This is a genomic window from Pseudomonas sp. B23(2017), from assembly GCF_002113725.1.
Taxonomy (GTDB): Bacteria; Pseudomonadota; Gammaproteobacteria; order Pseudomonadales; family Pseudomonadaceae; genus Aquipseudomonas; species Aquipseudomonas putida_Z.
The window spans coordinates 303313-317183 of record NZ_NEJM01000004.1 but is presented as its reverse complement, the minus strand read 5'-3'; the positions used below and the strand labels follow the sequence as shown (position 1 = coordinate 317183).

Sequence of the window (13871 nt, the reverse complement as noted above, 5' to 3'; positions counted from 1 at the left end):
GTGCAGGTCTCTTCGCGGGCACGCCCGCTCCCCAGGTACTGTGCTGCTCTCAAGGTCTGTGGTGATCCTGTGGGAGCGGGTATGCCCGCGAAGAGGCCGGCACTGGCGCAGCAGATTTCAGCAAATAGGTGCTTGACCACATGTAAGACAACATATAACTTACATGAAGACCGCTTCAGCGGATCGAGACAACTACAAAGCATTGCAGGGGATATGACGATGACTGCGACATCATGCCGGGTCGGCGTGGACATAGGCGGGACCTTCACCGATATCGCGCTGGACGTGAACGGCGTGCTGCATTCGACCAAGATCCTGACCGACTACGAGCTGCCGGAACGGGCCATCCTCACTGGCGTGCGCCAAGTAGTGGAGCAGGCGGGCCTGTCGCTGTCGGACATCGATCAGCTGATCCATGGCACCACCCTTGCCACCAATGCGCTGATTGAGCGCCGTGGCGCACGCACCGCCTTCATCACCACCGAAGGCTTCCGTGACACACTTGAAATGCGCACCGAAAACCGCTTCGAGCAGTACGACATCAACATCGTCCTGCCGCCGCCGCTGATCGACCGCGAACACCGCTACACCCTGCGCGAACGCCTGGATGTCAAAGGCCAGGTACTGATCGCCCCGGCGCAGGCCGAGATCGACGCATTGGTCGAGCGTATCGCCGAAGGCAACTACCAGAGCGTGGCTATCGGCTTCATCCACAGCTACGTCAATGGTGCCCACGAGCGCCAGCTGCGCGATGCCCTGCAGGCGCGTCTGCCGCAACTGTCAATTTCCATCTCCAGCGAAGTTTCGCCGCAGATGCGCGAGTTCGAGCGCTTCAATACCGTATGCGCCAACGCCTACGTCAAGCCGCTGATCAAGTCCTACCTGGACCGCCTGGTGGTCACCCTCAAGGAAGCCGGCGCCGACTGCCCGGTTTTCATGATCCACTCCGGTGGCGGCATCATCTCGGTGCAGAGTGCCGCTGAATTCCCGGTACGTCTGGTGGAGTCCGGTCCAGCCGGCGGCGCCATCTTCGCTGCCGATATCGCTCGCCGGTACCAGCTGGAGAACGTGCTGTCATTCGACATGGGCGGCACCACGGCAAAAATCTGCCTGATCGAAGACCAGGTGCCGAAAACCGCGAAAACCTTCGAGGTTGCACGTACCTATCGCTTCAAGAAGGGCAGTGGTATGCCGATTTCCATTCCGGTGGTCGAGATGGTCGAGATCGGCGCCGGCGGCGGGTCCATTGCCAGCATCGACAGCATGCGCCAGATTCGCGTTGGCCCGCATAGCGCGGCTTCCGAGCCAGGCCCGGCCTGTTACGGCCGTGGCGGTCAGGAGCCGACCATCACCGACGCCAACCTGCTGCTCGGCCGCCTGGACGCCGACAACTTTGCCGGTGGCGCGTTGCGCCTCTCCACCGACAATGCCGCCAACGCCATGGCTCGGGTCATCGGCCAGCCGCTGGGCATGCAGGCCGATACCGCAGCCTTTGGCGTGTGCGAAGTGGTCGACGAGAACATGGCCAACGCTGGTCGCGTGCATGCGGTGGAGAGTGGCAAGGATATCGCCGACTACACCATGATCACCTTCGGTGGCGGCGGTCCGCTCCACGCTGCACGGCTGTGCGAAAAGATGGGCGTGGCGCGCTTCATTGTCCCGGCCGGCGCCGGTGTGGGCTCGGCCATCGGCTTCCTGCGTGCGCCATTCGGCTACGAAGCCGTGCGCAGTGCCTTCGTGCGCCTGTCCGAATTCGAGGCCGTGCAGGTCAATGGCCTGATCGACGAGATGAAAGCCGAGTCGCTGGGCTTCCTGCGTCAAGGTATGCCAACCGGTGAGCCGGAAATGGAATGCACCGCGTTCATGCGCTATGTCGGCCAAGGTTGGGAAATTCCGGTTGCCCTGCCGTTCAAGGCCTTCAGCGCCGCGGATACGGTGGAGTTCAAGGCCCGTTTCGAAGAAGCCTATACCCGCTTCTTCGGTCGCCCTATCGAAGGGCCGGATATCGAAATCGTCAGCTGGTCGGTCAAGGCCAGTTCACCGTTGCCACCGGTACAGCAAATCGAAGAAGTGGGTGCCGCCTACCGCTCCCATGAAGTCGCCCGCCGCCAGGTGTTCGACGTGGCTGCCGGCGGTTTCGTCGAGGCCGGCATCCATCCGCGCGAGGAACTGCAGGTCGGTGCCCGCGTCGATGGCCCGGCAATCATCGTCGAGCGCGAAACCTCGACCTTCGTCACCTCCAACTTCACCGCCACGGTCCAGCCAGACGGCTGCCTGCTGGTCGTGCGCCGCTAACGCCTGAATTCGGAAGCCAGAACCATGAGCGATACTTTGATCGACATTCAAATGCAGGTGATGTGGAACCGCCTGGTCTCGGTGGTCGAAGAGCAGGCCCTGACCCTGATCCGCACCGCATTCTCCACCAGCGTGCGCGAGGCCGGCGACCTGTCTGCCGGGGTGTTCGACCGCGCCGGCAACATGCTGGCCCAGGCCGTCACCGGCACGCCCGGCCACGTCAATACCATGGCCGAGGCGGTGGTGCACTTCATCAACGACATCGGCGAAGACAACATCTTCGAAGGCGACGTGTATGTGACCAACGACCCGTGGAAGGGTACCGGCCACCTGCACGACATCACCATCGTTTCGCCGTCGTTCTACAAGGGCAGGCTGATTGGTTACTTTGCCAGTACCGCCCACGTGGTCGACATCGGTGGCCGTGGCTTTGGCCCGGACGCCCGCGAGGTATACGAGGAAGGCCTGTTCATCCCGATCATGAAGCTGTTCGAGCGCGGCAAGGTCAACCGCGACCTGATAAACATACTGCGCAACAACGTACGCGAGAACGACCGGGTGGTGGGCGACTTCTATGCGCTGTCGGCGTGCAACGAGACTGGTCACAAGCGCCTGATCGACATGCTCGAAGAGTTCAGGCTGGATGACCTGGAGCACATTGGTGGCTTCATCCTCGAACACAGCCGCCGCGCCACGCTGGAGTGCTTCAAGGCGCTGCCGCATGGCACCTACAGCAACAGCATGACCCTCGATGGTTACGATGTGCCGGTGACCCTGGCGGTAACCATCACTGTAGGCCCCGATGGCATCAAGAGCGACTTCACTGGCACCTCGGGCATGAGCCAGTTCGGCATCAACGTGCCCCTGGGCTATGCCAAGGCCTACGCCTGTTATGGCCTCAAGTGCATCGTGGCGCCGGAAATTCCCAACAACACTGCCTCGCTGGCGCCGTTCGAGGTCACTGCGCCCGAGGGCTGCATCCTCAATGCCAAGCACCCGGCGCCGGTGTCGGTGCGCCATGTGCTGGGTCACTTCGTGCCCGACCTGGTGTTGGGGGCACTGCATAAGTGCCTGCCGGGCAAGGTGCCGGCCGAGGGGGCCAGCGCCTTGTGGAACCTGCACCTGAGCGTGCGCCCGCTGGAGAGCAACCCGAACGGTCGCAATGCCGAGATGCTGATGTTCAACAGCGGCGGCATGGGGGCGCGTTCAGCGATGGATGGCCTGAGCGCCACGGCATTCCCCAGTGGTGTGCACACCATGCCGGTGGAAGCCACAGAACACGCCGGCCCGGTGGTGGTGTGGCGCAAGGAGCTGCGTGAAGGCTCCGGCGGTGCCGGCCAACTGCGCGGCGGCCTGGGGCAGGAGATTGAAGTGTCGGCGGCCGCGGGCTACAGCTTCCGCTTCAGCGCCATGTTCGATCGCATCCAGCATGCCGCCCGCGGCCTGGAGGGTGGCAAGCAGGGCGCCGAAGGTTATGTCGGCCTGGATGACGGCAGCCTGCTGCGCGGCAAGGGCCAGCAGTTCGTGCCGGCCGAGCGCCGCCTGGTGTTGCGCCTGCCGGGTGGTGGTGGCTATGGCGACCCGCGTCAACGCGACCGCCAGCAGGTCGAGCGCGACCTGCGCTTTGGCTACATCAGCGCCGAGCAGGCGCGCAACGACTACGGCTTCGACGCCGCCCAGGAGTGCTAGACGATGGATGTGCAAAGCAGCCGCGTGCGCGCGGTAAAAAGCTCACCGAGCATGGCCGTGTCGGTGCTGGCCAAACAGATGCTGGCCCAGGGCGAGCCGGTGATCAACCTGGCGCTCGGCGAGCCGGATTACAACGTACCGGCTCATGTGATCGAAGCCGCCTACCAGGCGATGCTGGCAGGCAACAACCACTACACCGGGCCCAACGGCCTGGAGGTATTGCGCCAAGCCATCGTCGACAAGTTCGCCCGGGAAAACGACCTGGTCTATGGGCTGGACGAAATCTGTGTGGGCAACGGTGCCAAGCAACTGCTGTTCAACGCCTTCCTCGCCACCCTCGAGCCGGGTGACGAGGTAATCACCCCGGCACCTTACTGGGTGTCGTACACCGACATGGCCATGCTCAACGGTGGCGTGCCCAGGGTCATCCCGTGCACTGCCGAGCAGGGCTTCAAGCTGCGCCCCGAGCAGCTGGAGGCGGCGATCACCCCGCGTACCCGCTGGGTGATGCTCAACTCGCCGAACAATCCGAGCGGGGCGATCTTCACCCGTGAAGAGTTCGCAGCACTGGGCAAGGTACTGGAGCGCCACCCCAAGGTGCTGGTGATTTCCGACGAGATCTACGAGCACATCGTGTTGGGCGACCAGCCGTTCGTGTCCTTCGTTACCGCCTGCCCGCAGTTGCGCGAGCGCACCTTGCTGATCAACGGCGTTTCCAAGGCCTATGCCATGACCGGTTATCGGCTGGGTTACGCGGCAGGCCCCAAGGACCTGATCGTGGCGATGAACAAGACCCAGTCGCAGACGACCACCTGCCCGTCGAGCATCTCGCAGCTGGCGGCGGTGGCGGCGTTGAATGGGCCGCAGGACTTCGTGCGTGACGCCAACCGCGAGTATCAGGCGCGCGGTGCGCTGGTGGTACAGGGGCTGGCGCAGATCCCGGGCCTGCAATTGCAGATGCCGCAGGGCGCGTTCTATGCGTTCCCCGAGGTCAGTGCCTTCATTGGCAAGCGCACGCCAGATGGCCAGGTCATTGGCAACGATGCGGACCTTGCGGCCTACCTGTTGCGGGTCGGCAAGGTCGCCACCGTGCCGGGTTCGGCGTTTGGCCTGGAGCCCTACATTCGTCTGTCGTTCGCCACATCGCGGCAGGAACTGGAACAAGCCCTGGGGCAGCTGCGCGACGCGTTCGCGGCGCTGTCCTGAGCCCACCAAGCAATCGAGGTAACACATGAGCAAGCCTTTCAAACGCCTGCTGATCACCGGCGCCGCCGGGCGCCTGGGCAGTGTGCTGCGCAAGCACCTGGCAGCCTTCGCCGATGAGCTGCGCCTGACCGACATCGCTGACATGGGCCACGCTGCACCCCATGAGCAATTGGTGCGTTGCGACCTGGCCAACTTCAACGACGTGCTGCCGTTGACCGAAGATGTCGACGCCATCGTGCATGCCGGTGGCGTGCCGATGGAGGACACTTTCGAGAAGATCCTCAACGGCAACATCGTCGGTACCTACAACATCTACGAAGCTGCGCGGCGCAATGGCGTCAAGCGGGTGGTGTACACCAGCTCCAACCACGCCATCGGCTTCCATGACCGCACCGAGACCATCGACGCTACCGCTGCGCACCGCCCCGACAGCCTGTATGGCGTCAGCAAGTGCTTTGCCGAGGACCTGGGCCGCTACTACTGGGACAAGTTCGCCATCGAGTCGGTCAACCTGCGCATCGGTTCGTCATTCCCCGAGCCTCTGGACCGGCGCATGCTCGCCACCTGGCTGTCGTTCGACGACTTCGCCCAGCTCACCGAGCGCTCGCTGCTGGCGCCGCGGGTCGGGCACATGATTGTCTATGGCATGTCGGCCAACCGCGAAAGCCTGTGGGACAACCGCCTGGCTTCGTCGCTTGGCTACGTGCCCAAGGACAGTGCTGACGACTACCGCGACAAGGTCCTGGCCGAGCACCCGCCGCTGCACCCGAACGAACCGGCCGCGCGCTACCACGGCGGCAACTTCGCTGGTGCCGGGCACTTCGAAGACAAGTAGATATCTCCACATCAGCAGAGAGTGCATTACATGGCTTCCACCGCTAAACAACAGAATTACGATGTGGTGATCGTCGGCGGCGCGGTCAACGGCAGCGCCACCGCCTATTTCCTGGCCAACAACCCGGATTTCAAAGGTTCGGTGCTGGTCATCGAGCGCGACTGGACCTACAACAAGTCAGCCACCGCGCTGTCCAGCAGCTCGATCCGCCAACAGTTCTCCAACCCGATCAACATCGAGATCTCCAGGTTCGGCGCCGAGTTCGTGCGCAACTTCCCGGAGGTGATGGAAGTGGACGGCGATCGCCCGGACCTGGCCTTTCACGAGAACGGTTACCTGTTCCTCGGTGACGACAAAGGTTATGAAGTGCTGCGCCGCCTGCACGATACCCAGGTATCCCACGGTGCCGATGTACGTCTGCTCGACCCCGAACAACTGCAACGCAAGTTCCCCTGGGTCAACATCGACAGCCTGGCCGGTGCCAGCTATGGCCAGAGCGGCGAAGGGTGGTTCGACAGCCTGGGCATGCTCAATGGCTTCCGCCGCAAGGCGCGCTCGATGGGCATCGAGTATATCGAGAACGAAGTGGTCGGTATCCAGCGTGAAGGCGAGCGCATCACCGGTGTGCAACTGGGCAGTGGCGAGCGTATCGGCTGCGGCCTGCTGGTCAACTGCGCCGGCACACGTGGCACCAAGGTCGCTCGTATGGCCGGCCTGGATATTCCGGTTGAGCCACGCCGCCGTTCGCTGTTCGTGTTCGACTGCCGCACCCCGCTGGAAGGTATCGTGCCGCTGACCATCGACCCGACCGGTGTGTTCTTCCGCCCTGAAGGCAAGTTCTACCTGGGCGGCACGTACCCGAAAAACGACCCGGAAGTCGACTTCGAAGACTTCGACGTATTGCACGAGGAGTTCGACGAGGAGGTGTGGCCGATTCTTGCGGAGCGCGTGCCGGCGTTCGAAGGCATCAAGGTGGTCAACTTCTGGGCCGGGCACTATGACTTCTGCGTGCTCGACCACAACGCCATCGTCGGCCCGCACAACGAGGTGGGCAACTTCCTGTTCTGCAACGGCTTCAGCGGCCATGGCCTGCAGCAGGCACCGGCCATCGGCCGTGGGCTGTCCGAGCTCATCACCTATGGCGGCTACCGTTCGCTTGATCTGGGTGCGCTGAGTTACCAGCGGGTAATCGACAACAAACCGTTCCTGGAAGATTCGGTCATCTGACCGCAGCGCCTGAGGGAGAACAACAATGAGCAACTCCGAAGTGAAGCGCAGTGGCGGCCAGGTGCTGGTCGATGCCCTGCGGGTGAATGGTGTCGAGCGCGCCTTCTGCGTGCCGGGCGAGAGTTACCTGGCAGTGCTGGATGCGTTGCACGATGTGCAGGATGAAATCGACCTGATCGTTTGTCGCCAGGAGGGTGGTGCGGCATACATGGCCGAGGCCTACGGCAAGCTGACCGGCAAGCCGGGCATCTGCTTCGTCACCCGTGGCCCCGGCGCCACCAATGCCTCGGTGGGCGTGCACACGGCGTTTCAGGACTCTACGCCGATGCTGCTGTTCATCGGCCAGGTGGCCCGCGACCAGATCGAGCGCGAAGCCTTCCAGGAAGTGGACTACCGACGCATGTTCGGCCAGATGGCCAAGTGGGTGGTGCAGATCGACGATGCCGCGCGCATTCCCGAGCTGGTCAACCAGGCCTTTCAGCGTGCCATCAGCGGCCGCCCCGGCCCGGTGGTGATCGCCTTGCCGGAGGACATGCTGACCGACCTGGTGCAGGTGGCCGATGCGCGTCCGGCGCGACGCGTCGAAGCCGCACCGGCGCCACAGGCGCTGAGCGAGCTGCAGGCCCTGCTGGGCAACGCCAGCAAGCCGCTGGTGATTGCCGGTGGTGGCGGCTGGAACGACCAGGCGGTGGCCGACCTGAAGCGCTTCGTGCAGGTGCAGAACCTGCCGCTGGCAGCTTCGTTCCGTTGCCAGGACCTGTTCGACAACACCGACTCGCACTATGCCGGCGACCTCGGGCTGGCTGCCGGGCCGGTACTGGTCGAGGCGGTGAAGCAGTCGGACCTGCTGATCGTGGTGGGCGCGCGCCTGGGCGAGATGACCACAGGCGGTTATGCGCTTGTCGACATTCCGACGCCGAAACAGGCGCTGGTGCATGTGCACGCCAGTGCCGAGGAAATCGGCAGGGTGTACCAGCCGACCTTGGGCATCAATGCCGGGCCGGCCAGCTTCCTGAGCCAGGCGGCTGCGTTGCCAGCCGCGCGCCCCGAGGCGTTCGCCGACTGGGTCGCCAGCCTGAACAGCGGCTACCGTGGCAACTTCGAAACGCCACGCTCGCCGGGCGATGTGCAGATGAGCGAAGTGATTGCCTGGCTGAACAAGACCCTGCCGGCCGACAGCATTCTCACCTGCGGTGCCGGCAACTACACCGGCTGGGTGCATCGCGGTTACCAGCACCGTGTGTTCCGCACGTTGCTCGGGCCAACCAACGGGTCCATGGGGTATGGCGTGCCGGCGGCGGTGGCAGCCAAGCTGACCTATCCGCAACGTACTGTGGTGGCATTTGCCGGTGACGGCTGCTTCCTGATGAATGGCCAGGAGCTGGCCACGGCGGCGCACTACGACGCCCGCCTGATCACCGTGGTGGTCAACAACGGCATGTACGGCACTATCCGCATGCACCAGGAGCGCAGCTACCCGGGGCGGGTGTCCGGCACCGAGCTGCACAACCCAGACTTCGCCGCCCTGGCGCGTGCCTATGGGCTGCACGGTGAAACCGTCACCCGCACCGAGGACTTCGCTGCCGCTTTCGAGCGTTGCCAGGCTTCTGGCAAGCCGGCGCTGATCGAAGTGCAGGTCGACCCCGAAGCCCTGACCCCGCGCATGACCCTCAGCCAGATCCGCGACAAGGCCATGCAAGCCAAGCGCTGATTCGCCTCGGGTGGGGCGCGGTACGGCCCCACCTTTCTTCCTTTTTCGAACGAGTCAATCGACATGAACCTTGCCGATCGTGATCTGCTGCGTGAAGTTTGCTATATCGACGGAAAATGGCTGGCGGCCGACAGTGGTCAGCGCATTGCCGTGACCAACCCGGCCAGCGGCGAAGTGCTCGGCCATGTGCCGCGCATGGGGGCGGATGAAACCCGTCGCGCCATCGCCGCTGCCGAACGTGCCTTGCCGGCTTGGCGGGCGCTTGCTGCCAAGGAGCGTGCCGCCCGGCTGCAGGCCTGGTTCCGCGAAATCCTCGCCCACCAGGAGGACCTGGCGTGCATCATGACGGCCGAACAGGGCAAGCCGCTAGCCGAGTCCCGTGGCGAGATTGCCTTTGCGGCAGCCTATGTGGAGTTTTATGCAGAAGAGGGCAAGCGCATTTATGGTGATGTAATTCCTTCGCCGAGCGCTGATCGTCGGTTGATCGTCACCAAAGAGCCGATTGGCGTCTGCGCGGCGATTACGCCATGGAATTTTCCGGCGGCGATGATCACCCGTAAGGCGGCGCCGGCTTTGGCGGCGGGTTGCACGCTGGTGCTCAAGCCGGCCTCGCAAACTCCGTTCAGCGCGCTGGCGCTGTGCGTGCTGGCCGAACGCGCTGGTATCCCTGCGGGCGTGCTAAGCGTGGTGACTGGTGACTCGGCGGCCATCGGCGGGGAGCTGACGGCCAGCCCGGTGGTGCGCAAGTTGTCGTTCACCGGCTCCACGCCCATCGGCATCCAGTTGCTGCAGCAGTCGGCGGCGACGGTGAAGAAGGTGACCATGGAGCTGGGTGGCAATGCGCCGTTCATCGTGTTCGATGATGCCGACCTGGAAAAAGCCGTGGAGGGGGCGCTGATCGCCAAGTTCCGCAACAGCGGGCAGACCTGCGTGTGCGCCAACCGGTTCTATGTTCAGGGTGGAATCTACGAGCGCTTCGTGGCGCGCTTTGCCGAGCGCGTGGCTGAGCTGGTGGTGGGGCGGGGCGATGCGCCCGGGACCCAGGTCGGGCCTATGATCGACGGGCGTGCTGCCAGTGGTGTCGAGCGGCTGGTGGGTGAAGCGGTGGAGGCCGGGGCACGGGTGCTGGCCGGTGGGCGCCGGCATGCGCTGGGCGAGGCGTTTTTCGAGCCGACCTTGCTGGCGGATGTGACGCCGGACATGCGCGTGGCACGCGAGGAGATCTTCGGGCCGGTGGCGCCGATCTTCCGCTTCGGTAGCGAGGAGGAGGTGATTGCCCAGGCCAACGACACCGAGTTCGGCCTCGCCTGCTACCTGTATGCGCGGGATGTCGGGCGAATCTGGCGGGTGTCCGAGGCGTTGGAGTATGGGATGGTCGGGGTCAACGTCGGCGTGGTGGCGACCGAGGTGGCGCCGTTTGGTGGGGTGAAGGCTTCGGGCTTGGGTAGGGAAGGGTCGCGCTACGGGATCGAGGATTACCTCGAGGTCAAGTATGTGTGCCTGGGGCTTTGAGGTGATTCCGGGCCGCTGATGCTGCCTGTGCTGGCCTCTGCGCGGCCAAGGCCGCTCCTTCAGGTAATGCGTGATCCCTGTGGGAGCGGCCTTGGCCGCGCAGCGGCCGGTACAGGATAGCCATCAGGCCTTGCTGTCGAGCAACCGCTGATACCGCGACAAGCTTTCTTCCAGGTGCTTGCGCAGCGCCGTGCGCGCACTGGCCACATCGCCCATGCTGATTGCCGAGAGGATCGCCCCGTGCTCTCGGCCGATCTTCTTGATGTGCGCCTGGCGGTTCTTGCCCGTCACCTGCCCATGCTTGAGGTTCAAATCGAGGATGATGTCCGGGCCCAGCGCTTCCAGCAGCTGGGTGAAGTGCGGGTTGTTGGTGGCACGGGCAATTGCCAGGTGGAATTCGAAGTCGGCCCTGGCTTCTTCCTCCTGCGTGGCACCGTCCAGTGAGTTGAAACGGTCGAATGCCTCGGTGATTGCCGCCATGCTGGCCGGGCTGCGGCGCTCGGCTGCGCGGGCCACCGACTCGGTTTCGATCCCCAGGCGCAGTTCCAGGATCTGCGCGGCGGCACGCACGTCATCAACCACGCTGTCGATGGCAAAGCCGATGCGTTTCACGTCCTGCTCGACCACGAAGACGCCCACGCCCTGGCGGGCGATCAGGCGCCCACCCAGGCGCAGCGAGGCTACCGCCTCACGGATGACCGGGCGGCTGACGTTGAATTCCTTGCACAGCTCCTGTTCGGACGGCAGCTTGTCGCCCGGGCCGTAGGTGCCGTTGTCGATCCGGCCGGAAAGCTCCTGGATCACGGTTTCCGCCAGATTGGCGCGACGCGTGCCTAACGACGCATTCATAAAAGAGTTGCTCCTGAAACTGATTGGCTCATCACGGTTGATTCTCCGGCAGGTTGCGCGCAGCCCTCATGCCCCTTGCGGCGGGATCCGTAGCCAACCAGCGGTGATGTTGTAGGCATATGTTATCAAACATCTGATCTGTAGGAGCGGGCTTCCCCCCGAACAGGTCTCCACGCATGCCTGTAAATTTTAACCACGGCTCAAGCATACACCCATTGACAGTTGCCTGCTGACTGTTATCTTACAAGTGCGATGGCGTTCCGGCCAATTCGCATGCGGTAAGCGATGTCGAGGTTCGTCCAATCACTACTGGGAGCTGAGCATGAATAACAACAAGGGAGGGCGTGCAGCCCTCGCGACCGCGGTAACGTTGCTAATGGCCATGGGGACGGCAAACGCAGCAGACAGTGAAATCGTCAGGATCGGCTTCGCTGGCCCCCTGACCGGCCCTTCGGCGCACCAGGGACAGGATGTCGAGCACGGCATCCAGATTGCCGTTGATGAAGCCAACGAACAGCAACTGAAGATCGGCGACAAGGTCGCCCGGTTCAAACTGGTCTCCGAAGACGATGTCGCCGACCCGCGCACCGGCACGGCGGTCGCGCAACGCCTGGTGGACTCGAAAGTGGCGGTGGTGATCGGCCATTACAACTCCGGCACCAGTATCCCCGCCTCGAAGATTTACGCCGCCGCCGGCATCCCGCAGATCTCGCCCTCGGCCACCAACCCCACCTTGACCCGCCAGGGCATCCCTTCGGTGTTCCGTACCGTCAACGACGATGCCACCCTGGGCCGCTACGCTGGCAACTACCTGGTCAGCCAGCTCAAGGCCCAGCGCATCGCCATTTTCGATGACCGCACCGCTTACGGCCAGGGCCTGGCCGACGAGGTGACCAAGGCAGTCAAGGCTGCCGGCGGTAATGTGGTGGTGCGCGAGTACACCAACGACAAGTCCACCGACTTCAACGCCATTCTCACCACCGCCAAGGCACAGAAGGCCGATGCGGTGTTCTTCGCCGCCCTCGACTACCAGGCCGCACCGATGGCCAAGCAGATGAAGAATCTTGGCCTGAAGGCGCGCTTCATGAACATCGGCAACCTGCCCAACGACTCGTTCAGGCAGATGGCCGGCAGCGCCGCCGAGGGCACCTACGCCTGGAACTACGGCACGCCGCTGCTGGACATGCCCAAGGGCGCGGCCTTCGAGCAGAAGCTCAAGGACAAGTTCGGCGTGGGCGTAGTGCAGTCGTCGCCAGCCGCGTATGACGCCACCTGGGCAGCGATCAACGCCATGGTCAAGGCCGGCTCCGACGACCCCAAAGTGTACCTGCCAGTGCTCAAGAGCCAGAGCTACGAAGGCGTCACCGGCACCATCGCCTTCGATGATCAAGGCAACCTGAAGAACCCGGCGGCTACCGTGTTCCAGTTCGCCGACGGCGGCTGGAAAACCCTGTCGGTCCAGCGCGACTGAGCGCCACCCCCCATAACAAGCAGGCGCCGGCCTGCCACATAACAAGAAGACTTTTCCCACCTGCCAGGCCTGTCGGCGTGTGGCGCTGAGCCGCCGCGCGCCGACGACAACGCAGTTTCGAGGATTCAGCGCGTGGACGGTAATTTCGATATCTTGTTGCAACAGGTCCTCAACGGCCTGGTGCTGGGCAGCATCTATGCCCTGGTAGCCTTGGGCTACACCATGGTCTACGGCATCATCGGCCTGATCAACTTCGCCCATGGCGAGGTGGTGATGGTCGGCGCCATGGTGACCATTTCGGTACTGACGATGCTCGCGGGCGCAGGTTTTGCCCCAGGCATCATCACCTTGCTGCTGGCGATCATGGCTGCGGTGGTGGTGTGCATGCTGCTGGCCCAGGGCATGGAAAAGTACGCCTACCGGCCCTTGCGCAAAGCCCCGCGGCTGACCCCGCTGATTCTCGCCATCGGCATTTCCATCGCCCTGCAGAACCTGGCGATGATGATCTGGGGGCGCGGGTACAAGACCTTCCCCGAAGTGGTCGAGACCCAGCCGGTGGACGTGTACGGCGCCACCATTACCAACGTGCAGCTGTCGATCATGCTGATTGCGGTGGTGATCATGCTCGGCCTATGGCTGCTGGTGGACAAGACCCGTCTGGGCAAGGCCATGCGTGCCACCGCGCAGAACCAGGAGGTGGCCGGGCTGATGGGCATCAACATCAACCGGGTGATCAGCGCCACCTTCCTCATCGGTGCCAGCCTGGGCGCCATCGCCGGGGTAATGCGAGCGGTCAACTACGGCCAGGCCGATGCCTACATGGGCCTGCTGCTGGGCCTGAAGGCATTCTCGGCGGCAGTGCTCGGCGGCATTGGCAACCTGTTCGGGGCCATGGCCGGCGGCCTGTTGCTGGGGCTGATCGAGTCGCTGGCAGCGGGCTACACCGGGCAGATCACCGGTGGCTTCCTCGGCGCCAACTATCAGGACATCTTCGCCTTCGCGGTGCTGATCCTGGTGCTGCTGTTCCGCCCGAACGGCCTGCTTGGCGAACGCCAGGCTGACCGGGCGTAAGGAGT

At 63.8% G+C, this 13871-nt stretch carries 10 protein-coding genes; 9 read left to right on the top strand and 1 reads right to left on the bottom strand.

Translation table 11 applies throughout. From position 1 onward, the window contains the following. Positions 1-219 precede the first annotated feature (219 nt). From CAG46_RS09320 to CAG46_RS09290, 7 genes are all read left to right on the top strand, one after another. On the top strand, positions 220-2295 hold the full coding sequence (locus CAG46_RS09320; protein ID WP_143493387.1) for a hydantoinase/oxoprolinase family protein: 2076 nt from the start codon (positions 220-222) through the stop codon (positions 2293-2295). A 24-nt stretch (positions 2296-2319) separates the two neighbouring features. Then, the gene (locus tag CAG46_RS09315; protein ID WP_085615248.1) at positions 2320-3984 is read left to right on the top strand and encodes a hydantoinase B/oxoprolinase family protein; all 1665 of its coding nucleotides are present in this window, start codon (positions 2320-2322) and stop codon (positions 3982-3984) included. A 3-nt stretch (positions 3985-3987) separates the two neighbouring features. Next, positions 3988-5190, top strand: coding sequence for a pyridoxal phosphate-dependent aminotransferase (locus tag CAG46_RS09310; RefSeq protein WP_085615250.1), 1203 nt, complete (start codon positions 3988-3990; stop codon positions 5188-5190). 25 nt (positions 5191-5215) lie between these two features. Beyond that, positions 5216-6025, top strand: a complete 810-nt coding sequence (locus CAG46_RS09305) for an NAD(P)-dependent oxidoreductase (RefSeq protein ID WP_085615252.1) — start codon at positions 5216-5218, stop codon at positions 6023-6025. 30 nt (positions 6026-6055) lie between these two features. Beyond that, positions 6056-7252 carry an FAD-binding oxidoreductase gene (locus CAG46_RS09300; RefSeq protein ID WP_085615254.1) on the top strand — a complete coding sequence of 399 codons (1197 nt, stop codon included), beginning with the start codon at positions 6056-6058 and terminating at the stop codon, positions 7250-7252. A gap of 25 nt (positions 7253-7277) precedes the next feature. Further along, positions 7278-8963, top strand: coding sequence for a thiamine pyrophosphate-binding protein (locus CAG46_RS09295; protein ID WP_085615256.1), 1686 nt, complete (start codon positions 7278-7280; stop codon positions 8961-8963). A gap of 63 nt (positions 8964-9026) precedes the next feature. Continuing rightward, positions 9027-10475 carry an NAD-dependent succinate-semialdehyde dehydrogenase gene (locus CAG46_RS09290; protein ID WP_178080694.1) on the top strand — a complete coding sequence of 483 codons (1449 nt, stop codon included), beginning with the start codon at positions 9027-9029 and terminating at the stop codon, positions 10473-10475. Positions 10476-10598: 123 nt separating this feature from the next. Here the strand turns inward: CAG46_RS09290 and CAG46_RS09285 are convergent, their stop codons facing one another. Continuing rightward, the gene (locus tag CAG46_RS09285) at positions 10599-11324 is read right to left on the bottom strand and encodes a FadR/GntR family transcriptional regulator (protein WP_085615260.1); all 726 of its coding nucleotides are present in this window, start codon (positions 11322-11324) and stop codon (positions 10599-10601) included. Between the two features lie 322 nt (positions 11325-11646). Here CAG46_RS09285 and CAG46_RS09280 point away from each other — a divergent pair, with 322 nt between their 5' ends. After that, a complete protein-coding gene (locus tag CAG46_RS09280) occupies positions 11647-12795 on the top strand; it encodes a branched-chain amino acid ABC transporter substrate-binding protein (RefSeq protein ID WP_230386331.1) in 1149 nt (382 codons plus the stop codon). A gap of 132 nt (positions 12796-12927) precedes the next feature. Beyond that, a complete protein-coding gene (locus tag CAG46_RS09275) occupies positions 12928-13866 on the top strand; it encodes a branched-chain amino acid ABC transporter permease (protein WP_085615264.1) in 939 nt (312 codons plus the stop codon). The last annotated feature ends 5 nt before the right edge of the window (positions 13867-13871 follow it).

Bases quoted from the DNA above. Each gene is read 5' to 3' on its own strand.
- CAG46_RS09320 (WP_143493387.1), top strand. From the start codon at position 220: ATGACTGCGACATCATGCCGGGTCGGCGTGGACATAGGCGGGACCTTC.
- CAG46_RS09315 (WP_085615248.1), top strand. From the start codon at position 2,320: ATGAGCGATACTTTGATCGACATTCAAATGCAGGTGATGTGGAACCGC.
- CAG46_RS09310 (WP_085615250.1), top strand. From the start codon at position 3,988: ATGGATGTGCAAAGCAGCCGCGTGCGCGCGGTAAAAAGCTCACCGAGC.
- CAG46_RS09305 (WP_085615252.1), top strand. From the start codon at position 5,216: ATGAGCAAGCCTTTCAAACGCCTGCTGATCACCGGCGCCGCCGGGCGC.
- CAG46_RS09300 (WP_085615254.1), top strand. From the start codon at position 6,056: ATGGCTTCCACCGCTAAACAACAGAATTACGATGTGGTGATCGTCGGC.
- CAG46_RS09295 (WP_085615256.1), top strand. From the start codon at position 7,278: ATGAGCAACTCCGAAGTGAAGCGCAGTGGCGGCCAGGTGCTGGTCGAT.
- CAG46_RS09290 (WP_178080694.1), top strand. From the start codon at position 9,027: ATGAACCTTGCCGATCGTGATCTGCTGCGTGAAGTTTGCTATATCGAC.
- CAG46_RS09285 (WP_085615260.1), bottom strand. From the start codon at position 11,324: ATGAATGCGTCGTTAGGCACGCGTCGCGCCAATCTGGCGGAAACCGTG.
- CAG46_RS09280 (WP_230386331.1), top strand. From the start codon at position 11,647: ATGAATAACAACAAGGGAGGGCGTGCAGCCCTCGCGACCGCGGTAACG.